Annotated in this window: 19 protein-coding genes; 12 read left to right on the top strand and 7 right to left on the bottom strand. The window is 56.8% G+C overall.

The window, feature by feature from the left end; translation table 11 throughout:
• Positions 1-66: 66 nt before the first annotated feature.
• Together NC979_RS16825 and NC979_RS16820 are read left to right on the top strand one after the other, a co-directional pair.
• Positions 67-2,907 (top strand): zinc-dependent metalloprotease, encoded by a 2,841-nt coding sequence (locus tag NC979_RS16825; RefSeq protein ID WP_190517689.1) that lies wholly within the window; start codon positions 67-69, stop codon positions 2,905-2,907.
• 279 nt (positions 2,908-3,186) lie between these two features.
• Positions 3,187-4,815 (top strand): DUF3370 domain-containing protein, encoded by a 1,629-nt coding sequence (locus tag NC979_RS16820; RefSeq protein WP_190517687.1) that lies wholly within the window; start codon positions 3,187-3,189, stop codon positions 4,813-4,815.
• 78 nt (positions 4,816-4,893) lie between these two features.
• Here the strand turns inward: NC979_RS16820 and NC979_RS16815 are convergent, their stop codons facing one another.
• The 7 genes from NC979_RS16815 to NC979_RS16785 form a co-directional block, all read right to left on the bottom strand.
• Positions 4,894-5,223 carry a hypothetical protein gene (locus tag NC979_RS16815; RefSeq protein ID WP_190517685.1) on the bottom strand — a complete coding sequence of 110 codons (330 nt, stop codon included), beginning with the start codon at positions 5,221-5,223 and terminating at the stop codon, positions 4,894-4,896.
• Between the two features lie 5 nt (positions 5,224-5,228).
• Positions 5,229-6,005 (bottom strand): MinD/ParA family ATP-binding protein, encoded by a 777-nt coding sequence (locus NC979_RS16810; protein WP_190517683.1) that lies wholly within the window; start codon positions 6,003-6,005, stop codon positions 5,229-5,231.
• 120 nt (positions 6,006-6,125) lie between these two features.
• A complete protein-coding gene (locus NC979_RS16805) occupies positions 6,126-6,449 on the bottom strand; it encodes a hypothetical protein (RefSeq protein WP_190517681.1) in 324 nt (107 codons plus the stop codon).
• A gap of 28 nt (positions 6,450-6,477) precedes the next feature.
• Complete coding sequence (locus NC979_RS16800) at positions 6,478-7,224, bottom strand: alpha/beta fold hydrolase (RefSeq protein ID WP_190517678.1); 747 nt, start codon at positions 7,222-7,224, stop codon at positions 6,478-6,480.
• A gap of 97 nt (positions 7,225-7,321) precedes the next feature.
• Positions 7,322-7,834: a flavodoxin FldA gene (gene fldA / locus NC979_RS16795; protein ID WP_190517677.1), complete on the bottom strand. Its 513-nt coding sequence runs from the start codon at positions 7,832-7,834 to the stop codon at positions 7,322-7,324.
• A 102-nt stretch (positions 7,835-7,936) separates the two neighbouring features.
• A complete protein-coding gene (locus NC979_RS16790; protein ID WP_190517674.1) occupies positions 7,937-8,962 on the bottom strand; it encodes a chlorophyll a/b binding light-harvesting protein in 1,026 nt (341 codons plus the stop codon).
• A gap of 331 nt (positions 8,963-9,293) precedes the next feature.
• A complete protein-coding gene (locus NC979_RS16785) occupies positions 9,294-10,070 on the bottom strand; it encodes a hypothetical protein (RefSeq protein ID WP_190517672.1) in 777 nt (258 codons plus the stop codon).
• Positions 10,071-10,573: 503 nt separating this feature from the next.
• On the opposite strand from NC979_RS16785, the gene NC979_RS16780 reads away from it, so the two are divergent.
• The 10 genes from NC979_RS16780 (at position 10,574) to urtE (ending at position 24,287) form a co-directional block, all read left to right on the top strand.
• Positions 10,574-13,051 (top strand): ATP-dependent Clp protease ATP-binding subunit, encoded by a 2,478-nt coding sequence (locus NC979_RS16780; RefSeq protein ID WP_190517670.1) that lies wholly within the window; start codon positions 10,574-10,576, stop codon positions 13,049-13,051.
• A 30-nt stretch (positions 13,052-13,081) separates the two neighbouring features.
• Entirely contained in the window at positions 13,082-14,119 is a 1,038-nt protein-coding gene (locus NC979_RS16775; RefSeq protein WP_190517667.1) for an S-layer homology domain-containing protein, read from the top strand.
• 220 nt (positions 14,120-14,339) lie between these two features.
• A complete protein-coding gene (glpX, locus tag NC979_RS16770) occupies positions 14,340-15,377 on the top strand; it encodes a class II fructose-bisphosphatase (protein WP_073607804.1) in 1,038 nt (345 codons plus the stop codon).
• Between the two features lie 385 nt (positions 15,378-15,762).
• On the top strand, positions 15,763-17,055 hold the full coding sequence (locus NC979_RS16765; protein ID WP_190517665.1) for a glutamyl-tRNA reductase: 1,293 nt from the start codon (positions 15,763-15,765) through the stop codon (positions 17,053-17,055).
• A gap of 134 nt (positions 17,056-17,189) precedes the next feature.
• Positions 17,190-17,813 carry an urease accessory protein UreG gene (gene ureG, locus NC979_RS16760; RefSeq protein ID WP_190517661.1) on the top strand — a complete coding sequence of 208 codons (624 nt, stop codon included), beginning with the start codon at positions 17,190-17,192 and terminating at the stop codon, positions 17,811-17,813.
• A gap of 267 nt (positions 17,814-18,080) precedes the next feature.
• Complete coding sequence (urtA, locus tag NC979_RS16755) at positions 18,081-19,385, top strand: urea ABC transporter substrate-binding protein (protein ID WP_190517659.1); 1,305 nt, start codon at positions 18,081-18,083, stop codon at positions 19,383-19,385.
• A 377-nt stretch (positions 19,386-19,762) separates the two neighbouring features.
• Complete coding sequence (gene urtB / locus NC979_RS16750; protein ID WP_190517656.1) at positions 19,763-20,935, top strand: urea ABC transporter permease subunit UrtB; 1,173 nt, start codon at positions 19,763-19,765, stop codon at positions 20,933-20,935.
• A 4-nt stretch (positions 20,936-20,939) separates the two neighbouring features.
• Complete coding sequence (gene urtC, locus NC979_RS16745; RefSeq protein ID WP_190517654.1) at positions 20,940-22,112, top strand: urea ABC transporter permease subunit UrtC; 1,173 nt, start codon at positions 20,940-20,942, stop codon at positions 22,110-22,112.
• A 181-nt stretch (positions 22,113-22,293) separates the two neighbouring features.
• Positions 22,294-23,424 carry an urea ABC transporter ATP-binding protein UrtD gene (gene urtD / locus NC979_RS16740; protein WP_190517652.1) on the top strand — a complete coding sequence of 377 codons (1,131 nt, stop codon included), beginning with the start codon at positions 22,294-22,296 and terminating at the stop codon, positions 23,422-23,424.
• Between the two features lie 110 nt (positions 23,425-23,534).
• Entirely contained in the window at positions 23,535-24,287 is a 753-nt protein-coding gene (gene urtE / locus NC979_RS16735; RefSeq protein ID WP_199308751.1) for an urea ABC transporter ATP-binding subunit UrtE, read from the top strand.
• Positions 24,288-24,769 lie beyond the last annotated feature (482 nt).

Here is a 24,769-nt window from a genome sequence, read left to right as displayed (position 1 = left end):
AAATGAGGTCTATCATCATATGACAACATAAAACACCCCTAGCTTAGGGGCGAAGGAGCGCGGTTGGTGAAGCAGAGCATACGACTAGGACTGGTCTTTCTCTTGAGCCTAGCGATCGCGGTGACCCTCTCCCTCAGCCCGAGTCAAGGGGCAACCCCCCAGGTTTCCTCAGCGGTTGGACCGACCCATGGCAGTCTTTTTGCCCAAGTCAGCGAGCCGACTCCCGACGCCCCCACTGGGTCAGACCCTAGCGCCGGGTTAGAACCTACCAGCCTCAAGTCCTTTGAGGAGACAGTCAAGGGGCTGACCGTTTCCCAGGGGCTGTTTACGGTTTACCACGACCTCCAACGCAATCGAGCCTTTCTCGGGCTCAAGCCCGCCCAGCTCAACCAAAACCTATTGTTTATCGCCACCCTAGAATCAGGGGTGGGTGAGGCTGGGCTGTTTCGCGGCTGGCCGGTCAACGACTTTATGGTTCAGTTTCGCCAGATTCCCGACAACCGCTTGCAGGTGGCGATTCCCAACGCGCTCTTCCGCAATTCCCAAGCCGAGGCCCAGCAGCTACTGCGAGAATCTTTCAGCGATTCGGTGCTGACAACGCTACCGATTCAAGCCATCAATGGTGAAACGGGCGAACTGCTCATCGACCTCAAAGACTGGCTCATCACCCGTGACCCTGCCAATCTCGCTAACCAGTTTCCCTGGGTGCTGGGCAGCTACGCCCTCAACGCCGATGCCTCTTACCTGGGGCCGGTCAAAGCCTTTCCCGAAAACGTTGAGCTGGAGACGGTGCTAGGGTTTTCGGGCGGCAGCAGTGGTGCAGACCCCTTTGCCCTGGCCCTCAGCAGCATTCCTGATGGTAGGGGATTCAACCTCCGGGTGCGCTATAGCCTGTCGGCCATTCCTGCTCACCCCGCCTTTCAGCCGAGGCTGGCCGACGAGCGGGTGGGTTATTTCATCTCCGCCTACCGGGCCCCGACTCGCCCTGGCAGCTCAGACCCCTTTGTCCGCTACATTCAGCGCTGGCAGTTAGAAAAACAAGACCCCACTGCGGCCCTCTCGCCGCCCAAAACGCCGCTGGTTTTTTGGATTGAAAACACCACCCCCCAAGAATACCGAGCCGCCATTCGCGACGGCATCGAGTGGTGGAATGCCGCCTTCGAGCAGGCGGGCTTTACCCAGGCGATCGAAGTGCGCGAAATGCCCGCCAACGCTGATTGGGACCCTGCCGACGTGCGCTACAACGTAATTCGCTGGTCAGACTCGCTTTACCCTTGGGCCAGCGGGCTTGGGCCTTCGCGGGTCAACCCCCTAACCGGCGAAATTCTCGATGCTGACGTTGTGCTTGACGCCAGCGTGGTGCGCGATCTTGCCCTGGAGTACGACACGCTAGCCGAGCGGGGGGCGATCGCCAGGGGCGAAATGGCGCTGTGCGGACACCCCCTCAGCGATCGCCTGATGACCCGGCTCACCGCTCCAGCCGCCGGCCGCACTGTTTCACCCCAGCCCGACACCCTAGACTATTGCGCTAGCCTGCGAGCAGCCCAGACCAATACCTTTGGGCCTCTGGCGATCGCTACCCTAGCGCCACCGTTTTCGACCCGTGAGGCCAAGGCGGCTTACCTAGAGCAATATCTGCGAGTGCTAACTGCCCACGAAGTGGGCCACGTGCTGGGGCTGCGGCACAACTTTTTGGGTAGCACTCTGCTGTCTCCCGCCGACCTCAACAACCCGGCCATTACTCAAGCCCAGGGCATGACCAGCTCCGTCATGGACTACCTACCCCCCAATCTGGCCCCCGTTGGTCAGCCCCAAGGCGACTATTTCCCGACCCAGCTCGGCCCCTACGATCGCTGGGCTATTGAGTATGGCTACCGCCCGGTCACCAGCCGAGCGACCGCCCAGCGCGAGCTTCAGTCCATTGCCGATCGCGCGACAGACCCCGCTCTGGCTTACGCCACCGACGAAGATGCCTACACCATGGTCGACCCCAGAGCCAACGCCTGGGATATGAGCAACGACCCTCTAAGCTACGCCGAGGGGCAGTTGGCGATCGCTAAGGCCATTTGGGATCGCCTCGACTGGTTTTCGGTGAACCCGGGCGAGGGCTACGGTCAGCTTCGCCAGCGGGTAGATTTGGTGTTTTTCTACTACGGCAGCCAGGCCGATACCATGGCCAACTACATCGGCGGCCAGCGCTTTACCCGCACCGACCCCTGGAGTTCGCGGGGGCAATCCCCGTTCGAGCCGGTGGCGGCAGCCGAGCAGCGGCGCGCCCTAACCACCCTTAGCCAGCAGGTCTTTGCCCCCAACGCCCTCAGCCTGTCGCCCGAGTTGGTCAACCGCCTGGCTCCCGATCGCTGGTTGCACTGGGGAGAAGATCCGTTTAGCGATCGCCTCGACTACCCCATCTATGATCGCATCGTGTCAACCCAGGCCTTGACCCTCAGCAATCTGATGGAGGGCGATCGGCTGCTGCGCCTGCGCGACAGCGAACTCAAACAGCCAGGGCCAGATTCTTTTACTTTGGCCGAGCTATTCGACACCCTGAGCCAGACGCTTTGGACTGAGGTGCTCAATCCACCCGCTGAGGCAACGCCCATTTCTAGCCTGCGGCAGGGGCTTCAGCGCCACCACCTCAACGCCCTCACCAGCCTAGTGCTGCGCAACCATGGCTCTGGCGAAGGCGTCACTGACTTTTTGGGCTTTGTTGCCCAAGAGGCTACCTTTGGTGCCCCTGAAGAAGCCCGAGTGCTGGCCCGCTACCAACTGCGGCAGCTTCAGGAGGCGATCGCCCGTCACCTCAGTCGCCAGGGCCAGCGGCTCGACCTGGCGACCCTGGCTTACCTAGAGGACGCGGGCGATCGCATCGTTAAGGTGTTAGACGCCCCCCTGCGGGGCCAATAAGCCCGTCCCAATCTGTGAAGATTCAGTGATTTTCCCCAAACCCTAGCGAAATACCCCGTCCCCCAAGGTGCTATTGTGGATCGGGTCAATATAGCCACTGCCACCGTTGCCTATAGATCATCGTCATTTGCCTAGGCTTCCGGCAGCTTCAGCGCTGGTTACACCGCCCTCCACCCCAACCAATGTTGACCATTGCCAGGGTCGTCGTCTACTGCTTCAGGCTTGTTTTACCTGGGCACACTGAATTCACTAGTATTTTGGTCGTTCCACGGGTTATCCATGCTGAGTGCGTTAGTCGCTTTCACTCTTTCCCCGCTGTTTGCTCAACTACCGCCGGGTGAAACCACCCCAGCCCCCGAGGCTAAAACCGTTGTCATTCCGCGCGATGGCAGCTACGCCGAGGTTATTCGTTACCAGGAAGTGCGCCCCCTCCCCGGCGGCCTGGACGAAACCCCTGTGTTCAACAGCAATAGCCCCGAAGTCGTGCAGCAGAATGGCATTCTGCTGTCCACCTTTCCTAAAGACGGCATGGCATCCCCCGATGCTCATCTCAACTACGCCTTTAACGGCCGCTTTGATCTTTTTGCCCACCACATCGCCCGTGGGGTAAACGCTGACGATCGCCGCACCCTATTCATGGGCGTTGTGGTGTACAACCCCGGCGACGAACCCATTGACATCACCATCCACCAGGGAGTCAGCTACCTCAGCCAGGAGGCTCCCTTCATCAATCTGCCCGATGCCCGACTCAGCTCGAATGGCAGTGTCTATGCTGGTCCCGGCAGCCGCACCACCACCGACATGTTGCGCGGGGCAAACCAGTCCCACTGGCCCGAGCGCATCACGCTGCCACCTGGCCATGTGCAACTGCTGATGAACACCCCTATCCCACTGCGATCGCTCACCGTACCGATCAACGGCAGCTATCCCCAGGGAGGCGTTATTCCCAAGCCTCCGATACGCCCCGTCACTTTGACTGCCGCTGATGCCCAAATTAACCCTGAAACTGGCGAGAATGGCACTGTTGCACCACTGCGACCCATAGCACCGCGCCCGATTCCCAGCAATGGGCGCACATCCATGATGTATCTCTCTAGCAGCGGCCCCGTGCACGTAGCTAGCCTAGCCCGTTACGCCGACGTCATGCCCAACGGTAACGAGCGCGTGCCCACCCTGCAAGACTGGCTTCAGGTGCTCAAGCAGGGCAACCTCGCCGGCCCCCGCGATATTCCCCCCTCTGACCCCTCGACCTATCGGTTTGGGCGGTTTTACTACGGTCGAGTGGCCGGGGTCGCCAAGGGTGCCAGCTGGAAAGCCACTCTCACCGACTCCTCCGACACCGACGTGTTGACGATTCCGGCCCCCGGCAATGCCTTCTCCTACGTGATTAGCTCCGTCGATCGCAACACCTTTGGCACTGGGCAAATTCAGAGCGCTCCCATGGTGGCTCGCTACCCCGACACTGCTTTCCGTGCCCACGGCAACTACGGCGTGCGCTACAGCCTCAAACTCCCCTTCTACAACAATCGGGGTGTCGAGCAAGCCATCACCCTCAAGTTTCAAACTCCTATGCGCGATGAGGAGTTGGTCCAAGGGCTGCGCTTTCGTCGTCCCCCCGAAGACCGAGTATTCTTTCGGGGTACTGTGCGGCTCAAGTTTAGAAATCAGATGGGTTTAGAGCGCACCCACTACGTTCACCTAGTCCAGCGCCGGGGACAGGAGGCTGAAGCTCTGCTAAAGCTGAATATTCCCGCCGAAGCCCGCCAAGATCTTGAGGTTGATCTGGTCTATCCTCCCGATGCCACTCCGCCCCAAGTGCTCACGGTACTCAATGAGGGTGTGCCCGCAGTGTTGGAGGCCGAGACCATTGAGGCTCCGGTCACCCCTGCCCTCAGCCGCGATCTCTAAAATTAAGCCGCGTTCTTCTCAAACTTTTTGTAGGGGCTAACGGTAGCAGGTAGATCAGAGCATTGCCATAGCTTGGGCCTACTCAACAGACTCCCACAGCTCTTCGGGCATAGCGCGAGGCTTGCGTGAAACCAGATTGGGCTTAAACACTGGGGGGGCAGCGTCGTCGTAGAGGATTAAAAACCCCGTAGCCGTGAGATTGTCTAGCATGGCCTGGATAGCGGCAGGCTCTGATTGGGCATGGGCCATAATTTCGGCCAGGGATGCACCTCGCTGGCGCAGAAGCCAATTCAATAAAGTGCGCTCTGGCTCAGCTAAAGCCAGCAGGTCAGTCATAGTCTTCGGCCCAGCCGCAGCGACGGGCCGGTGTTGGGAGTTAGGGGCCTCCCTCTCAGCGGGACTAGTCATGGAGACTACTCCGCCGCGATAAGTTGGCGGGCGACGGCATGCACCTCTTGGCTAAAGGCGTGATCAGGATGGTGTAGCCAGAAAATGCCGCCGCTGGCCAACTGCAACATTTCATCGTTCTCGTAGAACAGTCCGCCCACCGGCACCCCGTACTGAGCCTGCACCTTAGAAATTAGGGTTTCGCGGGAGTAAATATTGGGGGCTTTGTTGACCAATAGGGTAATGTTGGGCACGTCGAGCTTTTGGGCCACTTCGAGGGTGACGGCGGTGCCCAAGAAGTCTTGGCGATCGGGGCGCAAAATAATCACCATGCGGTCAGAAATGGCGATGGAGAGCAGGGTTTCTTCGTTGAGGCCCGGGTGAGTATCGATGAACAGGTAGTCGAGGTTGAGCTGATTGATCAGGTCGTGGAAGCAATCATTGAGTAACCCCACGTCGTAGCCTTCCCGCAAAATCTTGGCGATTTCGCCAGCCTTAAGGCTAGAGGGCATCAGGTAAACTGCACCACTGATATCAGCAAGGGTACCGTCGGCAGTGGCCAGGGCCGTTACATCGTAGGCAGCATCCTTGGCGCTGCACTTATCCCACAGGTAGTCATTGAGGGAATGGGTAAAGTCTTCGTCGTCAAGGCCAAAGAGGACGTGAATACCAGGGGACTGAATATCGGTATCGACAATGGCGACGCGCTTGCCTTGGCTGGCTACTGCTGTAGCAATGTTAGCCGTCAGGTTCGATTTGCCGGTGCCTCCACGAAAGGAATGAATCGAAATAACCTGCGCCATAAACGTCTGCCTCTTGCCGGATAAACAATCAGGACTTAGCTGTACTGCCCAGTCTGGGGGCGATGGAACTGTGCCTAGTATTGGAATAATTGCTGCGAGACTAACGCGCTGAAAGCAGCCCTACCTATTTTGGAAAAATTTCAAGCGCGAGGGAGACGCTTTAGATTGAGTTCTAAGGAGTAGAGGGGCCGGTGTACAAGCCGCTGGTTGATAGTCGGTGCAACAGAGGGCCGCCTCAGAACCAGCATCGAAGGGACACACAGGGCATTTCAGGTATGGACTGTTGGTGTAGTACTGGCAGTGAAAGCAGGGGACTTGGTGCAAGCGCCGCAGCCGTTGCATGCCATCGTCAACAGCAAGCAAAATCGCCAGTACAGAGACCAGCACCATCGCCCAGATGCCGAGGGGCACTACGATCGCCAGTAAAACGGCGGCAGAAAGCATAGAACCTCGCTAAAAGCAGCGGCAGAGATTAGGGAACTGTTCTGAGACTCTGAGGTGCGACTAGCAGGTTTTCCGTCGTTCCCCAAAAGCTCAAAATCTGGCTGGCTACGGGATGGGGATGCACGGCATGGAAAAAGTGGCGGCCTGGAAATGAAACTATGCGATCGCTCCCCTTGAGCCAGGGCTGCCATCCCTGAATTTGGGTCGGGTCAACGATAGAATCTGCTTCGCCACCACAGACGAGCAGGGGCACTGCTACGCTGCCAGGGCAAAGGCTAGCTCGCTTTAGCAGCGAGTGGGGCGATACCGAGTGCAGCAAATCCTGCTCTAACAGGTTGATCCAGCCCCGTAATAAAGGCCGTGATTGGTGCCCAAACAGGCTAAAGACCATTTGGGTGAGCACCTGCCGCCGCTTGCAGGGTAATTGTTCGAGTTGAGCGTAGTAGTGGGCTTGCCAATCGACCACAGGGTTAACGCCTACCGAGAGCAGCGTTAGCGACTTGACCCGATGGGGATTTTGGCGGCTGTAGAGCAGCCCCACCAGCCCGCTTAGGCCATGGCCCATTAGGTGCACCGGCCGGTTGTGACCTTTGAGGTAGTCGTGCAGTAGGGTGACAGCAATATCGAGGGAGCTAGGCTCATCGGGGGTTTGTCGGTAGGCCCAGTGGGCAACTTCAACATGGCGGGTTAGGCAGCCCAGCAGCTTTTGGTCAAATCGTTCAAAGCTGGGGCTGACGTTGAGCCACAGGGCATCGGGGCAGGTAGGTACAGTCATTGGATACACAATTTCTGGACAATGTTTCAAGCAGGCAGAGAGTAGGAAGTGCACCTTGGGCTGTGGGCCAGCGATGCTCTATAGCCGAAAAGGCAGGCTAGACGCCAAAGGCTGACTTTAGTTGGGTGACCCAGGTTTTGATGCGATCGCCCGTTAGCTCGGCCTGGTTGTCTTCATCGATGGCCAGACCCACGAACTTGCCATTTTGAACGGCCTTGGAATCGTTAAAGTCGTAGTCATCAGTCGGCCAGTGGCCAACGGTAGTCGCTCCCAAAGCATTGATTTTCTCGGCCAAAATGCCCATGGCATCCTGAAAGTTGTCGGCATAGCCCACCTGGTCGCCAGCGCCAAAGTAAGCCACCTGCTTGCCGCTAAAGTCGATCGCATCGAGGTCTTCGTAGAAACCTTCCCAATCCGACTGCAGTTCGCCAATATTCCAAGTGGGGCAGCCGATGATAATGCAGTCGTAGTCAGCAAAATCGTCGGGGCTAGCGTCAGCAATGTCGTGTAGGGTAACTACGCTGTCGCCGCCAAACTCCGACTGAATCGCCTCTGCTAAGATTTCGGTATTGCCAGTTTGAGTGCCAAAAAAGAGACCAATCTTCGTCATAGAAAGTATCGTCCTGATTTAACTTAAGTAGCAACATGAGAAAAGGGGGGCAGGATGTTGGAGCCCTAAGTGCCCCCCAAGAGAGGAGAAGTTAACCCAACGCTACGGTTCGACGGTGCTCAGGGCCTTTTCTACCCGGCGAAAGTCGAACCCAATGGCGCGCAGAGCATGCCACAGATGGCCCTGCAAGAAAATGAACGCCAAAATGAAGTGGGCATTGGCTAACCAGCAACGCGAGGTGTGGGCATTCAGCGGTAGCACCACAGTGTCAACGAAGTAGGGCATAATGCCGAGTTTGACAACCAAGAGCGGGCCATAGAACTCCACCGGATAGGCCAAGGTGTTTACCGCGCAGAAGTAAGCCGCCACAAACCCCGCCAGGGCAATGCCGCCCAGACAGTAGGACAAAATTGCTTCACCCGAAAACAGCAGCACCCGCTTAGCCCACTTCAGAGGCGGCACCAGAATGTGCCAAACACCCCCGGCAATCAGCAGCACCCCGACAAACAGGTGACCGCCCACTAAGTCTTCGAGATTATTCACGCTGGCGAAATGGGTCTGGTAGCCATAGATCACCAACGGGTCGAGGGTTGGCTGGACCAACCGTACGGTCTGAGTAGTGGCATCGTAGAGACCACCCCAAGCAGTGGCTTTGACCACTAGCAGCAGCGCCCCAGCCCCCAAAAACAGTAGGTGGTGGCCCAAAACCAGCCCTAGCTGAGCTGGGTCATCCCACTCAAAGTGAAACTTGCGGGGCTGCCCTTTGGCTGTCTTTAAGTCTGCGGGGGCTTTGAAGGTGTGAAATAGTGCCCCGGCCCCCAACACAGCGGAAGAAATTAGGTGAACCGCCCCCACTGCAAAGTAGGAATAGGTATCAATAACTTGGCCACCGTCGCCAATGCCCAGACCTAGGGTAGCCAGGTGAGGCAGCAAAATGAGCCCCTGCTCACCCATGGGAACAGTGGGGTCAAACCAAGACAACTCAAATAGGGTGAAAGCTCCTGCCCACAGAGCAATGAGCGCCACTTGACCCACATGGGCAGCGATAAAAAATCCCGACAGATCTGCAAAGCGGGCATTGCCAGCCCACCAGTCATAGCTCACTTGGGGATTGCCATAGGTTTGCATAGCCAATGACTCCTTAATAAAGTCAAAATCAACACAGCGCTTATTGAGAAGAAAACTCAATAAGAAGATTTGACCACAGATCGGAATCGTTCTCAATAGTAAATGATTAAGTTTTGTTGCGATTGTTAAGCGAGTAGGTTTTAAGACTTGGCATTAGGAGCGGTGCAGGAATACTGCTGTCGCTAGTTAGGCCCGCAAGCAGGTTGTAGTAACTTGAGGGTCAGGAACTATTGATTGCTGGTATCAATAAAATTGGCTAGAGCGATCGCCCTATCCCGTTCACAAAGAACAAGATGAGGCGATCGCCCCCTTCTCTCACTATCGAAACTAGCTATTGAGAAAAGTCGTATTCTCGGATTTCCAAGCGGCAGCCGTCCTGAAGGTTAAGGGCTCGCTTGATTGGGTTGATGTCTCTAAATCCTTCAGCCCCCTGCTGCTTAAGGCTAGTTTCAAATCGGTCGGCAAACTCCGAAACACAGGGGTTGCGGCTGGCACCTAGGCGCTCTAGATGGATCAGGGTCGTGTCCATATCCCAGACTTCTACGGAGCTGTGCAGCTGTTCCCACAGGCGATTTTCTTGGCTGTTAGTGGCCGTCTTGAGCTGGTGGCGATCCAAAATGCGATAGGCCAGCCAAAAGCTTGCGCTCAAAATTGCCGCCATACCTATAGAAATTAAGCAGCCAGCTAGGGGGTTGCGCCGAGTCAATCGCCCTGAGGTTTGGGGCAGCGGCTCAGCGTTGAGCTGCCTGTAGTAATCCACAAACTGAGGCATCTGATCGAGAAACCAAATCTCAATGCCCTTGGGCTGAATTTGCTCAGCAATGGCCTGGGCAGACTCCCAATCAGCCTCGGGGGTGAGTCCAGCAATCACCGATCGCTGGTCCGGGAAGTGCGGCTGGTGGATCTGAATTTTGTCGACTGTTGCCCACAGGTCAGGTGGTGTGAGGGTGGGGGGGCAATAAATAGCGTAGGCCGGCGTGAGCAGGTCTACGACCCCCTCCTCGGGGCAGGGTACCTGGCGATGAACGCTGTGGCCATAGTCTTCTAGCCAGCGCCCTAGCGCCGTTCGAAGGTCTTCTGCATTGGCAAGTTCTATGGCAACGGTCACGGTCGGCCCAGGGAAGTATAGTTCTTATGTACCAATATTAAAGCGAGATCTGACATTGGGATCAAAATCGCTAGAACACTTAGCAGCTAACAAGTTCGGCCTGCAATAGCTCTGTAATGATAGAGCGGTTCCTTTAAAGCGGTGCCGTTATTTTGCTGGTTGACCCCAGCAATTTGCCGAACCAGTCCCTAGGCTATAAGATAAGGTTAAGTAATGTAAATAATCTCTAAGGAAAAACTATTGCCTGTGATTTTTGATGCTGATAGTTCATCTCGCCTTTGAGGTCGAGCTGGCGGACAAATGCTAAACCCGACCCGTTTCCTACGGTTCTCCTCACTGCGGAGTATGCGTGCATCTACGTAAAGTATTAATAACTCAGTAGGCCCATATATTCATGCTTTGGGGGTCCATGGCCCCAACATCGCTACAGTTGCAGCCCGTTCTTGCTCAGTCAATTTCGGCCCTCTGTCACTCCTCACGCCATTGGTACTGATTTAACTGCCATGTTTGAACATTTCACTAACACCGCGATCGCCGTCATCATGAAGGCCCAGGAAGAGGCCCGTCGGCTGCGCCACAACTTTGTTGGTACCGAGCAACTGCTGCTGGGCCTGATTAAAGAAGAATCGACTCTATCGGCTAAAGTGCTGGGCGAGTTTGGCGTCAACATCAACGATGCCCGCGCCGAAGTTGAGGCCATCATCGGCCGCGGCAGCGGCAGCGTACCGCCCGAAATTCCCTTCACGCCTAAGGTTAAGCAGGTGTTTGAGCAGGCCTTCCAAGAGGCCCGCAAAATGGACTCACCCTACATTGAGCCTGAGCACCTGCTGCTCAGCCTTTGCCAAAATACCGAGAGCGTAGCCTATCGAGTGCTTACCAACCTTGGGGTTGACCCAGCCAAGGTGCGCACTCGCATCATCCAAGATATTGGCGAAGTAGCTGCTGCGCCTGCTGGCAGCCGTCGCGAGAGCGATCGCGACAGCTCCCGCAAGACCGGCAAAATTTTGGCCGAGTTTGGCCACGACCTGACGGCCAGGGCCGCCGCCGGTAAAATTGACCCTGTGGTGGGTCGCGCCAAAGAAATCGAGCGCGTCGTGCAAATTCTGGGTCGTCGCACCAAGAACAATCCTATTTTGGTGGGCGAGCCAGGGGTAGGCAAAACGGCGATCGCCGAGGGCTTGGCCCAACGCATCGTCAATCAGGATGTTCCTGAGGCGCTGATCACGAAGCGCGTCATCAGCCTCGACATGGGTTCTTTGGTGTCGGGCACGCGCTTTCGTGGCGACTTTGAAGAGCGCCTCACCCAGCTCGTGCAGGAAGTGCGCGAAGACCCCGATGTGGTGCTAGTGATTGACGAAATCCATACCCTGATTGGGGCTGGTTCCCTTGAGGGTGGGCTCGATGCCGCCAACATGCTTAAGCCGGCTCTGGCGCGGGGCGAGATGCAGTGCATCGGAGCCACAACCATCGATGAGTTCCGCAAACATATTGAGCGCGACGCCGCTCTAGAGCGCCGCTTTCAGCCCGTCACCGTCAGCCCGCCCTCGGTGAGCGAGACCATTGAGATTCTCCAGGGGGTGCGCAGCCGCTACGAGCAGTTCCACCAGGTGAACTTTACCGATGCGGCGCTAGAGGCTGCCGCCAAACTGTCGGATCGCTACATCAGCGATCGCCACCTGCCCGACAAAGCCATCGACCTGCTCGATGAGGCGGGTTCCCAGGTGAAGCTGCGGTTCATGCCTAAGTATCCTTCTAAGGAACTCAAGCAGCAGCTGCGCCAGGTCAACAAAGAGCTGGATGAAGCCATTCAGCTGCAAGAATTCCCTAAGGCCAAAACCCTGCGGGAGCAACGGCAGGCGCTGATTCAGCAGCTCCAGGCTGATATTCCCGAGTACGGTGAAGCGGTAGCCGACAGCGTGCCAGCCTTGCCCAATGTCGATGAAGACAACATTGCCGACATCGTTGCCGCCTGGACGGGCATTCCGGTGAACCGGATGACCGAAACCGAGGCCGTGCGCCTGCTGCACCTCGAAGACGTGCTCCACGAGCGGGTGATTGGTCAGAACGAAGCTGTGGTCGCTGCCGCTAAAGCGATTCGTCGGGCGCGTTCGGGCTTGGCTAGCGGCGATCGCCCCATTGCCAGCCTCGTATTTTCTGGCCCCACCGGGGTCGGCAAAACCGAGCTGTCTAAGGCTCTAGCCGTGGCTCTGTTTGGCTCCGAAGAGGCGATGATCCGCCTCGATATGTCGGAGTTTATGGAGAGCCATACAGTATCAAAGCTAATTGGTTCGCCTCCGGGCTTTGTGGGCTATGACGAAGGCGGTCAGCTGACTGAGGCAGTGCGTCGCCAGCCCTACAGCGTCATTTTGATGGATGAGATTGAAAAGGCTCACCCCGAGGTGTTTAACGTGCTCTTGCAGGTGCTTGACGACGGCCGCCTGACCGACGCCAAGGGGCGGGTGGTGAGCTTTAAGAACACCCTGATCATCATGACCTCAAACATTGGCTCTCAAGTCATTGAGAAGGGCGGTGCTGGTCTGGGCTTTGACTTCGCTACCACCGATGCGGCTACCAGCCAGTACAACAACATCCGCAACCTGGTCAATGAAGAGATGAAGCAGTACTTCCGTCCGGAAATGCTGAACCGAATCGATGAGATCATCGTCTTCCGTCAGCTCACCCGCGACGAGGTCAACCAGATCGCTGATCTGATGCTCGAGCAGGTCAACAAGCGCATCGCCGATCGCCAGATGACAGTTACCCTGTCCGACGCCTTCCGCACTAGGCTAGCGGGCGAGGGCTATGACCAGCGCTACGGGGCTCGCCCCATGCGTCGGGCGATCGCTCGCCTGGTCGAAGACACCCTGGCCGAGGCCATTCTGTCTGGCGCTTTGGAGGAGGGTGACCGCGCCTGCCTCGACATTGACGAAGCCGGTAACCCCGTTGTTACCCCCCAGCGCGAGCCGGCTCTGGTAGGATAACCCTGGACGTTGCTGCCAGCCTGCCAAACCATGGTGAATCTCCCCCCCGACCCGCCCAACCCGTCTGACGCTAGTCGCCGCGTTGGCGACACTGCTCCCCGAACGCGTCGCACCCTTGAGCCTGACGAGCTGTTGGCAGTAGTGCTGGCCTTCTTGGGTATAGGCTCCATCCTGTGGTGGGGCCTGACCCGCAGCCAGGGGCCACTGGCCGACCCGGATCTGCTGTCGCGCCGTGTCGAGGAGCCGTCTTCCCTTGCCCAGCCAGAAGTGGAGGGGGCGGAGGAAGATTTTGAACCGCGCACCTTTGAACGGGGCGATCGCCCTCAACAGGATCCTGCCGCTGGGGGACCAAGGTTTGGCCCTGAAGAGCAGCGCTCTTCGGTGGTGACTAGGGAATCACCATCGGGTGTTGTGCTTCCAGTTAATCCTAATGAGACGCCGAGCGACCCTTCAACCGAGGTTGTCGACTCCACTCAACCCCTTGATATTTCTGACGTACCGACCACCTACTGGGCCTACCCCTTCATCAAGGCTATGTTTGATGGTGGCTACCTGCCCAATTTTCCTGAGAGCAGCTTTCAGCCAGATCAACCCCTGACCCGGGCTGAGCTAGCGGCTCTTCTCAATGAGGCCTTTGGCGATGTCCCCCGGGAGGGCTCGGTGCGCGCTTTTGTCGACGTGCCCAGCAACTACTGGGCCGCCCCAGCGGTTGACAGCGCCGTCTCTCAAGGCTTTATGAACGGCTACCCCGAAGGCGACTTTCGCCCCGACCAGGCGGTGCCGCGCTATGAGGTGCTAGTCTCCCTCGCCTCTGGTCTGGGGCTAACCGACTCGTCTGCCCCAGATCAGACGCTGCAAGCTTTTGTTGACCTCAGTCCGTTGCCCACCTGGGCCCGACCCAAGGTGGCTGCTGCTGCTGAAAACGCCCTGGTGGTGAATCACCCCAACCGCGACCAGCTCAAGCCGGCCCAGGCGGCTACCCGCGCCGAGGTTGTCGCAATGATTCACCAGGCTCTGGTGCAGCAGGGCAAGCTACCGGCGGTAGAGTCGGAGTATGCGGTGCCCTAGGGAAACTGCGAGGGAATAAGAAAGATGAGGGGGGGTGAGGAGAACAAATACATTCTCCCCTTCCTCATCGCTCCACATCCTGATCTTCTCCACGATTCCTTTATTCTCTGTTCTGCCCAGCACAATTTCCTATGCCTTGATCCCACCGTCTGATAGACTGGGAAATCGAGATGGGGAACGCGAAACCCACTAAATATAGGCAGTTTGGAGGATTGATCCCGTGGAAAGTACCCTCGGTCTTGAGATTATTGAGGTTGTCGAACAGGCTGCGATCGCATCGGCCCGGTGGATGGGCAAGGGCGAAAAAAATATCGCTGACCAGGTGGCAGTCGAAGCCATGCGGGAGCGCATGAACAAAATTCACATGCGCGGTCGCATTGTGATCGGAGAGGGCGAGCGGGACGATGCTCCGATGCTCTACATCGGTGAAGAGGTGGGCATTTGCACCCAGCCCAACGCTACCGATTTTTGCAACCCCGACGAACTGCTCGAAATTGACATTGCCGTTGACCCCTGCGAAGGCACCAACCTGGTTGCCTATGGCCAAAACGGTTCCATGGCCGTCCTGGCAATTTCTGAGAAAGGTGGTCTGTTCGCTGCTCCTGACTTCTACATGAAGAAGCTGGCGGCTCCGGCCCAGGCCAAAGGCAAGGTTGACATCAACAAGTCGGCCACCGAAAACCTGAAAATTTTGGGCGAATGCCTCGATCGCGGCATCGACGAGCTGGTAGTGGTGGTCATGAAGCGCGATCGTCACAACGACCTGATCAAAGAGATCCGCGATGCCGGTGCCCGCGTCAAGCTGATTGCTGACGGCGACGTTGGTGCGGCTATCTCCTGTGCCTTCTCTGGCACCAACACCCACGCCCTGATGGGCATCGGTGCTGCGCCCGAAGGAGTAATTAGCGCTGCGGCTATGCGCTGCCTAGGTGGCCACTTCCAAGGCCAGCTAATCTATGACCCTGCGGTAGTCAAAACCGGCTTGATTGGCGAAAGCAAGGAAGCCAATATTGCCCGTCTCAACGAAATGGGCATCACCGACATCGACAAAGTCTACGATGCTCACGAGCTGGCCTCAGGTGAAACCGTGCTGTTTGCTGCTACCGGCATCACCCCCGGCGAACTGATGGAAGGGGTGCGCTTCTTCCATGGCGGCATGCGAACCCAGTCGTTGGTAATCTCTAGCCAGTCCAAGACCGCTCGCTTTGTGGACACCATCCACATGGTTGACCAGCCCAAGGCTCTCCAACTGCACTAGGTGCTCTTAGGCCTAGTGAATGCCTGACTTGATCCCCCTTGCCCTCCATAAGGAAGGTAAAGAGGCTGTCTTGGACAGCGTTGACTCGGGGGGATCTAGTCTTGGCAAATAAACACTGACGGGCGTAAAAACGCCCTAGAGTACGGGTTAAATTCGTTAGCCTAGAGATGCGGGATCCTCGCATCTCTTTTTTTGGGCCTTGTTACAGTTTTTGATGGACTTTTGTTGAGTTTCCTTGAGTCGGGCCCTGTTTATCTCTAACTTCAAACATATTGGCAATTGTGTATACAGCAACCTTCGGGCGGCCATTCCTAGGCGACCAGGCTCCCCCCAAGGATCTGTCAACACCATAAAATTAGGTGACTACTAAACGCGTGGAGGAAGAATGAATATCGCCGTAATTGGCCTGAGCCACAAAACCGCCCCGGTGCAAATTCGCGAAAAACTTAGCATTCCGACGGCTCAGACAGGTGACGCGATCGCCCATCTCACCCATTGCCCCCACATCGACGAAGTCTCCATCCTCAGCACCTGCAACCGTCTCGAAATCCACATCGTGACCGAGGAAACCGAGCAGGGCATTCGCGAAGTAACCCAGTTTCTCTCCGAGCATAGCGGCCTGCCCCTCCACGAGCTGCGCCAGCACCTGTTCATCCTGCTGCACCAAGATGCCGTCAACCACCTAATGCGGGTGGCCGCGGGCCTCGACAGTCTAGTGCTGGGCGAAGGGCAAATTCTTGCTCAGGTGAAGCATGCTCACCAGCTGGCTCAGCAGCACAAGAGCATTGGCCGGGTGCTAGATCGCCTGCTGAAGCAATCCCTCACCGCCGGTAAGCGCGTGCGCAGCGAGACCAGCATCGGCACCGGGGCCGTCTCTATCAGCTCTGCCGCTGTAGAACTCGCCCGCATGAAGGTGCCCCACCTGAACAGCTGCCACATCAGCATTTTGGGCGCGGGTAAAATGGCTCGCCTGCTGGTGCAGCACCTAGTTTCTAAAGACTCCGCCTGCACCATCACCATTCTCAACCGCACCATCGATCGCGCCAACGAGCTGGCTAAGCAGTTCCCCGATGCCAACATTCGCACCGGTACCCTCGCTGCCATGCTGGAGACGGTTGAGGCCTGTGATGTGGTGTTTACCTGTACTTCGGCCACCGAGCCAATTCTGGATCGCGACAATCTGGCCCCGCTGGTCAACAACCGCACCCTGATGGTGTTTGACATCTCGGTACCCCTCAACGTTCACACCAACGCCAACGAGCTGGACAACGTTCACGCTTTTAACGTCGATGACCTGAAGGCCGTGGTCGCCCAGAACCAGGCCAGCCGTCGCCGCATGGCTATGGAGGCCCAGGTGCTGCTCGACCAAGAGGTGGAGAGCTTTATGGACTGGTGGCGTTCCCTCGACACCGTGGGCACGATCAGCAGCCTGCGCAGCAAGGTCGAGACCATCCGCGAGCAGGAGCTAGAGAAAGCTCTGTCGCGCTTGGGCAGCGAGTTCGCCGAAAAGCACCAGGAAGTGATTGAGGCGCTGACTCGGGGCATCGTCAACAAGATTCTTCACGACCCCATGGTGCAGCTGCGTGCCCAGCGCGACATTGAGGCTCGCAAGCGGGCAATGCAGACCCTTCAGGTGTTGTTTGACCTAGAGACCACTTCCAACGAAAAGTACAGCTAGCGTCGTTAAACGGATTTCTAGCTTAGTTCACTTAGAACCCAGGGTTTAAAAAACCCTGGGTTCTTCTGCCTGCCACAAGAACGTTCAGTAGGCGGTGTAAGATATCGAGCATCCTGATGTTGGCTTGAGCATACATGGCAACTCCCTTTCGCGTTGGTGTGGCAGGCCCGGTGGGCTCGGGCAAGACGGCCTTGGTAGATAGCCTGTGCAAGGCGCTGCGCGATTGCTACTCCATTGCCGTAGTCACTAACGACATCTACACTCAGGAAGACGCTCAGTTCTTAGTGCGCAGTCAGGCGCTCAGCCCCGATCGCATCGTTGGGGTCGAGACCGGCGGCTGCCCCCACACCGCCATCCGCGAAGATGCCTCAATGAACTTGGTGGCGATCGAGGATCTCGAGGCTCGTTTTGATCCCCTCGATTTGGTGTTTGTGGAAAGCGGCGGCGACAACCTGGCCAGCACCTTCAGCCCCGAGCTGGTCGACTTGACCCTCTATGTTATCGACGTGGCCGCTGGGGACAAAATTCCTCGTAAGGGCGGGCCAGGGATTACTAAATCTGACTTTTTGGTAATCAACAAAATCGACCTGGCTCCAATGGTCGGTGCAAGCTTAGAGGTAATGGAGCGGGATGCTCTCAGGATGCGAGGCGATCGCCCCTTTGGTTTCACCAACCTCAAAACCCAGGCGGGTCTAGCCACCATTATCGATTTCATTAGCTACCACGCAGCGGCTGAACCCGTAGCGTTAGTTCCTTAACTAGACCTGTTTTAAGAGCGTAGTGCAGAGTTTTGGCAAAGCCCGGTTGAGGTCCTAGTGCCGATACATTTGTGGCGATCGCCCAAAATCAGTCTTTAGAAAGAGGTCACTCTAACCCACACATCTCAGAAACGTTACAAAGAAGTTGAGGCCTTTGGTACTCTAGGCTACATTTACTGCCAATCACACCTCCTAATATCCACTCTGACGGTCTAAGTAATTTCTCGATCAGACAGTCTTCCATTAAAGAGTCAGGAGCGAGGTTGAATGGTAACTCGATTTAATCGACGTAAGTTTTTGGTGTATGGGTCTGCGACCCTGGGCACCTCTATGCTGCTCAAAGCCTGTGGCGGCAGCACCACCACTGATACCGGTGCCACCGACGCTAGCACCGATACTGCCGCCGCCGATGGCGAAACCATTAAGGTGGGCATTCTGCACTCCCTCAGCGGCACCATGGCCATCAGCGAAACCACGGTGGTCGATGCTGAGATGCTCGCTATCAAAGAAATCAACGAGGCTGGCGGTGTCTTAGGCAAGCAGATTGAAGCCATCACAGAAGATGGCGCCTCCGACTGGCCTACCTTTGCTTCCAAGGCCGAAAAACTGATCGATGACGACCAGGTAGCCGTTGTGTTTGGCTGCTGGACCTCAGCCAGCCGCAAGGCCGTGCTGCCCGTATTCGAGTCAAAAGACCACATGCTGTGGTACCCCGTGCAGTACGAGGGCCAAGAGTGCTCTAAGAATATCTTCTACACCGGGGCTGCTCCCAACCAGCAGATTGAACCGGCGGTAGATTGGTTGCTCGAGAACAAGGGCAAAGACTTCTTCCTGGTGGGTTCTGACTACGTGTTTCCCCGCACCGCCAACACCATTATCAAAGAACAGCTGACGGCTAAGGGCGGCAACACCCTGGGTGAAGACTATCTGCCCCTGGGCAACACCGAAGTTACCCCGATCATCACCAAAATCAAGGCTGCTATGCCCGACGGCGGCGTGATTTTCAACAGCCTCAACGGCGACAGCAACGTGGCCTTCTTCAAGCAGCTCCAGGGCGCGGGCATGGGGCCTGACCAGTACCCCGTGATGTCGGTGAGCGTGGCAGAAGAAGAAGTTCGTCAGATTGGCCCCGAGTTTCTGGTGGGTCACCTGGCATCTTGGAATTACTTCCAAACCGTTGAAACCCCCGAAAACGAAAAGTGGGTTGCCGACTTTAAGTCCGAGTTTGGTGACGACCGAGTGACCAACGACCCTATGGAAGCCGCCTACATCATGGTTTACCTATGGAAGCAGGCCGTGGAAGCCGCAGGCAGCTTTGATATTGCTGAGGTGCGGGCAGCGGCCTACGGTCAGAGCATGGCCGCCCCCGAAGGTACCGTGACGATGAATGCCAACCACCACCTCTCGAAGACCGTACGGCTTGGGGAAGTTATGGATGACGGCATGTTTAACATTGTCTGGGAAACCGACGGCCCGATTGATCCGGAGCCCTGGAACCAGTTTGTGCCCGACACCATCGGTTTTGCCTGCGACTGGTCTGACCCCGCTAAGGGCGGTAAATTTGAGGTCTAGGGTTAGGCTGTAGCCGCGATCGCGGCACTGTCGAACAGTAGTTTGGCGGGGGTGCAGCAAGCTGTGTCCCCGCCCTTCGCATAGAGTCGGTCAAATACTTAGGTAAACACCTATCTTGCCGTTTGGCGAGTTGCTAGAAGATTGAACCGCTCGACCTAGAGCTTTGGCTTTTTGCCTAGCTAATTTCTCAAAAAGATAAAGGGTAAAACAGCCCCAAGTGACGGTGGAGATCAAACCTTTAACCAGGCGAAAACTGTAAAGGGTGAACATTTCTTCTCTGCGGGGCACCTTATATTCCACTGAGATTGTGGCTAGCTTTTATGGCAGGCCAATTAACATTTGTTAAGTAGCGCGTTGTTCCTAAATCGGTAAAGGCTGTGTTGGAAGGCTTAATTGGTGGCCTTTTTAATGGCATTAGCATTGGTGCGGTGCTGTTGATTGTGGCATTGGGCTTAGCGATCGTGTTTGGCTTGATGGGGGTCATTAATCTGGCCCACGGCGAACTGATGATGTTTGGGGCTTACACCACATTTGTGGTGCAAAATGCGGCCAAAAGCATTGGGGGGATTGCTCCTGATCTATACATATTTGCGGCCCTGCCTCTGGCGTTTTTGGTGGCGGCTTTACTGGGCTTGCTGCTAGAGCGAACGGTGATTCGTTATCTCTATGGACGTCCCCTAGAAACGCTGTTGGCCACCTGGGGGGTGAGCCTGATTTTGATTCAGTTCATCCGCAGCGTCAGCCTGCCGATGGTAATTGGTCTGGGTATTTTTGGGGTGTTATTTTTAGTTGGTCGCTGGGTGCTGACGCGCTACACCGACTGGGAGCGTATTCAAGCCTGGGCTAACCCGGTATTTTTGGGACTGTCAGCGGCGATCGCGGTGCTGGCCTGGATTTTGATCGGCAACGCTGGCAGTGCTAAGTTCTCGCGAGCCTGGTTTAGCACCCGCAACGTTGATGTCACGCCGCCCAGCTGGCTGCGGGGAGGCATCACCTTGGGCAATTCGCTTCAATTTCCCTCTGCCCGACTATTTATTATTGTGCTCACCATTCTTTGCCTGGCGGCGGTTTACTGGTTCCTCAACGGCACCGCCTGGGGGCTGCGGATTCGCTCTGTGACTCAGAATCGAGGCATGAGTGCCTGCTTGGGTATTCCCACCGGGCAAGTGGATGCGATTACGTTTGCTCTGGGGTCTGGACTGGCGGGGATAGCCGGGTGCGCGGTGACGCTGCTGGGTTCAGTGGGCCCCAACCTAGGGGCCAACTACATCGTCGATGCCTTCATGGTGGTGGTGGTGGGCGGTGTCGGCAAACTGGTGGGCAGCATCGTGGCGGCGCTTGTGATTGGTATTACGACCTATCTGGTGGGATCGGGTACCATGGCGCTGCTGTTTCCGCCGACGGGATTTTTTAAGCCTGCGGTTGACTTCTTCACGTTCTTTGCCACAACGAGCATGGCCAAGGTGATGGTGTTTGCGTTGATTATCGCCTTTTTGCAGGTGCGGCCCGCTGGGCTGTTCCCGCCGAAGGGCCGTTCGGTGGAGCTATAGGGCTATGACTACAGATATTGCCGTTCAACCTCGCCGCGCCGCCAAGGCCAGCCAAAAGCGCAAGTTGATGATTGAGGCGATCGCGGTCATTGCGATCGCCCTCATCCTGATTTTGATCATGCCGATGCTGCTGACGGGCTTTCGGCTGAATCTGCTGGGGCGCTTTTTGGCCCTCGGTATCGTGGCTCTGGGTATTGATTTGATCTGGGGCTTCACGGGCCTGCTCAGCCTGGGCCACGGCATCTTTTTTGGCCTGGGGGGCTATGCCTTTGCCATGTACCTGGAGTTAAACACTCTGGGCGAGGGGCAACTGCCAGAGTTTTTCGGCCTCTACGGGGTGACGGAGCTGCCCTGGTTTTGGCAGCCGTTCAACTCGCTGCCGTTTACGCTGCTGGCGATTTTTACCATACCGGCGATCGTGGCGGGGCTGCTGGGCTATTTGGTGTTCCGCAACCGCATTCGTGGGGTCTACTTCTCAATTTTGACCCAGGCCGCCCTGGTGGTGTTTTTTAACCTGTTCAATGGTCAGCAAAAGCTGATCAACGGCACCAACGGTCTCAAAACCTCTACCTCGGTGTTTATGGGCCAGCAGGTGGGCAGCGACGGCATGCGGATGTTCTTTTACATCAGCACCGTCATTGCGCTGATCGCTATGTACGCCCTCTGCCGCTGGCTTACCAGCGGGCGCTTTGGCCGCATGCTGGTGGCCATCCGCGATGACGAAAACCGGGTGCGCTTCTCAGGCTACGACCCAACGGCGTTTAAGGTGCTGGTGTTTGCGGTCTCAGGGGCGATCGCGGGTATTGCCGGTGCCCTTTACACGGTGCAATCGGGCATTATCTCGCCCCAGGTGATGGATATCGCCTTCTCCATCGAGATGGTGATTTGGGTCGCCGTAGGCGGGCGCGCCACCCTAGTCGGTGCCGTGCTGGGTGCCGTGCTGGTGAACATGGCCCGCAGCCTGCTCAGCGAGCGCTTTCCCGACGTGTGGCTATTTTTCCAGGGGGCATTGTTCCTGATTGTGGTGACAGCTTTGCCCGACGGCATTATTGGCTGGGGTCGCCGCCAATTTGGCTCTGTGGTTAGCTCGGCCCTAGGCCTCACCCCTACGGACGTGCCCTACGCCAGCGATAGCGATTCGGTAGTTGAAGCTGTCCCCGAGTTCGCCGAGAAGTAGTCTGCTGAAAAGTAGGGTGGGTATTGCCCACCACTTAGCTAAGACTTCCGCAGCCTAGCTCAGGCAACAGCCCCTTACCTAGGCATTGCTCACCTAACCCAACAAAAACCTCGATCAGCCCCACAGCCTGATGGTGGGCAGTGCCCACCCTACCCATCCACTCCCAACCCATCCACCCACAATGAGCACCAAAGTCTTAGAGATTAAAGACGTCACCGTTAGCTTTGATGGGTTCAAGGCCATCAACAACCTCAACTTCAGCATGGACGAGGGTGAACTGCGGGTAATCATCGGCCCCAACGGCGCGGGCAAAACCACCTTCCTAGACGTCATTAGCGGCAAAACCAAACCTACCGAGGGCGCGGCCTATTTCAAAGGCCAAGACCTGCGCAAATACAAAGAGCACGAGATCTCCCGCTTGGGCATTGGTCGCAAGTTCCAAACCCCCCGCGTTTACCTCAACCTCACTCCCCGCGAAAACCTCGATCTCTCCTGCAATCGCAATAAAAACGTCTTCTCCACCCTGTTCAAAAAGGCCCCGCCTGCCGAAAAGCGCACCGTAGGCGGCCTGCTCGAAACCATTGGCCTTGACCACAAAGCTGACATCCCTGCCGCGCTGCTTTCCCATGGCGAGAAGCAGTGGCTTGAGATTGGCATGCTGGTGGCCCAGTCGCCCGATCTGCTGCTCGTAGATGAGCCCGTGGCGGGCCTCACCGACGAAGAGACCGAGCAGACCGGCAAGCTGCTAATGTCGCTGGCCGAAAGCCACTCCATTGTGGTGATTGAGCACGATATGGAGTTTGTGCGCCAGATTGCCCGTCAGGTTACCGTGCTGCACCAGGGCAGCGTGCTCTTTGAAGGCACCATGGACCAGGTGCAGACCGACCCCAAGGTAATCGAGGTCTACCTGGGCAAAGAAACCGGCCTCACCCCTGAGCAAATGCTGCTGCTGCGCATTGCCGCCACTATGGCCTGGGCCGACGACAACTTCGCCGATGTGCAGCAGGCGCTAATTCTCGATCGCCTCAGCCGCAAGTTTGCCCACGCCCCCGAAGAGCAGGCCGAGCTGCGGAGCGATCTCCAGAACCTGCTGGCCACCGAAATTCCCCTAGAAGACTTAGTACCTCAGCTCACCACCCAAGCCCAGCGTGAAGAAGCTCTCATGCTCAGCTACGAGGTGATTAGCTCTAACCAAATCAATCAAACCGAGGCCGTGGTCTACCAAAAACTGCTGAATTTGCTCGGTCTGCCTCCCGAGACCGTCAGCCGCCTAGAAGCCGCCGCCTTAGAGGAACTGGCTGCGCGAGGGTAGATGGGTGGACGAGTAGATGGGTGGATGAGTCAGTTTACTATTCACCCCATCACCCACTCTCCTACCCATCCACTCTCCTACCCATCCACTCTCCCACCCCCTTACTCCCCATGACTACAACCCTCCCTGCCCCGGCTCTCCAAGACCCCATGACCGCGCCCATGCTTGAGGTCTCGGGGCTGAATTTTTACTACGGCGAAAGCCACATTCTGCGCGATGTGAGCATGACTATTCCCAAGGGGCAAATGGTCTGCCTGATTGGCCGCAATGGCGTGGGCAAGACAACCATGCTCAAAAATATCATGGGGGTGCTGCGGCCACGCACGGGCGAAATTCGCTTTGAGGGGCAGGTGGTGAATAGCTTTCCCCCCGATCGCCGGGCGCGGTTGGGCATTGGCTACGTGCCTCAGGGCCGAGAAGTGATTCCGCGGCTGACGGTGCGGGAGAATTTGCTGATTGGCCAGGAGGCCCTGGGCAGCCGAGGCAAGGCGCAGAAAGAAGTGCCCGAGGAGATCTACGAGCTATTTCCGGTGTTGAAGGACATGCTCGATCGCATGGGGGGTGACCTCAGCGGCGGTCAGCAGCAGCAGCTGGCGATCGCCCGCGCTATCATGGGCCAGCCCAAACTGCTCGTATTAGACGAACCCACCGAAGGCATTCAACCCTCAATCATTCTCGGTATTGAGGCGGCGGTGAAGAAGATCATTAGAACCACTGGTATTTCAGTGCTGCTGGTGGAGCAGCACCTGCACTTTGTGCGCCAGGCCGACTACTACTACGCCATGCAGCGGGGCGGCATCGTGGCCAATGGTCCCACCAGCGAACTCACCAACGACATTATTCAAGAGTTCTTGGCCGTGTAACGGCTCCAGGTTAGTTCATCCCAAGTGCGTAAGAAACGCGAGCTGGGCAAAGGATTATAGCCTTTGTCCAGCATGGTGCTGGCTGTGAAAACGCTCCATCAGTTTTGCTAACCGTCTGCTTATGACCGTGCTGAAATAGCGACAGCTGCTCTAGTCACAAAGTTGTCACTTTTGGGTTTTACCATCGAATTAATTCATGCTTCAAGCGAAACCTAACAGCTGCTAAGAGCTTTTTAATTATGCAAAATTACTATCCTTGGAACACTCAAGCTCTAGTAGATTGGCTCAACCAAGAACTTCGTTACCGCACCAGACCAGACCTAGAAGCCGCATTAAAAGTGGAACGGCATGTGATTAAATCTTGGCTCACTAAGTCTTCGCCTGCTATTACCCTGACCCATCTGCGGGCGATCGCTGAATACAGAGGCTGGACTTTAGACCAAACCGTTAGCTGGCTTGGGTTACAGCCCGCCCACGTACAA

This window comes from Leptolyngbya subtilissima AS-A7, from assembly GCF_039962255.1.
GTDB lineage: Bacteria > Cyanobacteriota > Cyanobacteriia > Phormidesmidales > Phormidesmidaceae > Nodosilinea.
This window is presented reverse-complemented; position numbering and strand designations above follow the sequence as displayed.

Coding starts and splice junctions, on each gene's coding strand:
- fldA (WP_190517677.1), bottom strand. CDS start 7,834: ATGACGAAGATTGGTCTCTTTTTTGGCACTCAAACTGGCAATACCGAA.
- urtA (WP_190517659.1), top strand. CDS start 18,081: ATGGTAACTCGATTTAATCGACGTAAGTTTTTGGTGTATGGGTCTGCG.
- NC979_RS16780 (WP_190517670.1), top strand. CDS start 10,574: ATGTTTGAACATTTCACTAACACCGCGATCGCCGTCATCATGAAGGCC.
- NC979_RS16790 (WP_190517674.1), bottom strand. CDS start 8,962: ATGCAAACCTATGGCAATCCCCAAGTGAGCTATGACTGGTGGGCTGGC.
- ureG (WP_190517661.1), top strand. CDS start 17,190: ATGGCAACTCCCTTTCGCGTTGGTGTGGCAGGCCCGGTGGGCTCGGGC.
- NC979_RS16820 (WP_190517687.1), top strand. CDS start 3,187: ATGCTGAGTGCGTTAGTCGCTTTCACTCTTTCCCCGCTGTTTGCTCAA.
- urtE (WP_199308751.1), top strand. CDS start 23,535: ATGACTACAACCCTCCCTGCCCCGGCTCTCCAAGACCCCATGACCGCG.
- NC979_RS16765 (WP_190517665.1), top strand. CDS start 15,763: ATGAATATCGCCGTAATTGGCCTGAGCCACAAAACCGCCCCGGTGCAA.
- NC979_RS16775 (WP_190517667.1), top strand. CDS start 13,082: ATGGTGAATCTCCCCCCCGACCCGCCCAACCCGTCTGACGCTAGTCGC.
- NC979_RS16810 (WP_190517683.1), bottom strand. CDS start 6,005: ATGGCGCAGGTTATTTCGATTCATTCCTTTCGTGGAGGCACCGGCAAA.
- NC979_RS16815 (WP_190517685.1), bottom strand. CDS start 5,223: ATGACTAGTCCCGCTGAGAGGGAGGCCCCTAACTCCCAACACCGGCCC.
- urtD (WP_190517652.1), top strand. CDS start 22,294: ATGAGCACCAAAGTCTTAGAGATTAAAGACGTCACCGTTAGCTTTGAT.
- NC979_RS16805 (WP_190517681.1), bottom strand. CDS start 6,449: ATGCTTTCTGCCGCCGTTTTACTGGCGATCGTAGTGCCCCTCGGCATC.
- NC979_RS16800 (WP_190517678.1), bottom strand. CDS start 7,224: ATGACTGTACCTACCTGCCCCGATGCCCTGTGGCTCAACGTCAGCCCC.
- urtC (WP_190517654.1), top strand. CDS start 20,940: ATGACTACAGATATTGCCGTTCAACCTCGCCGCGCCGCCAAGGCCAGC.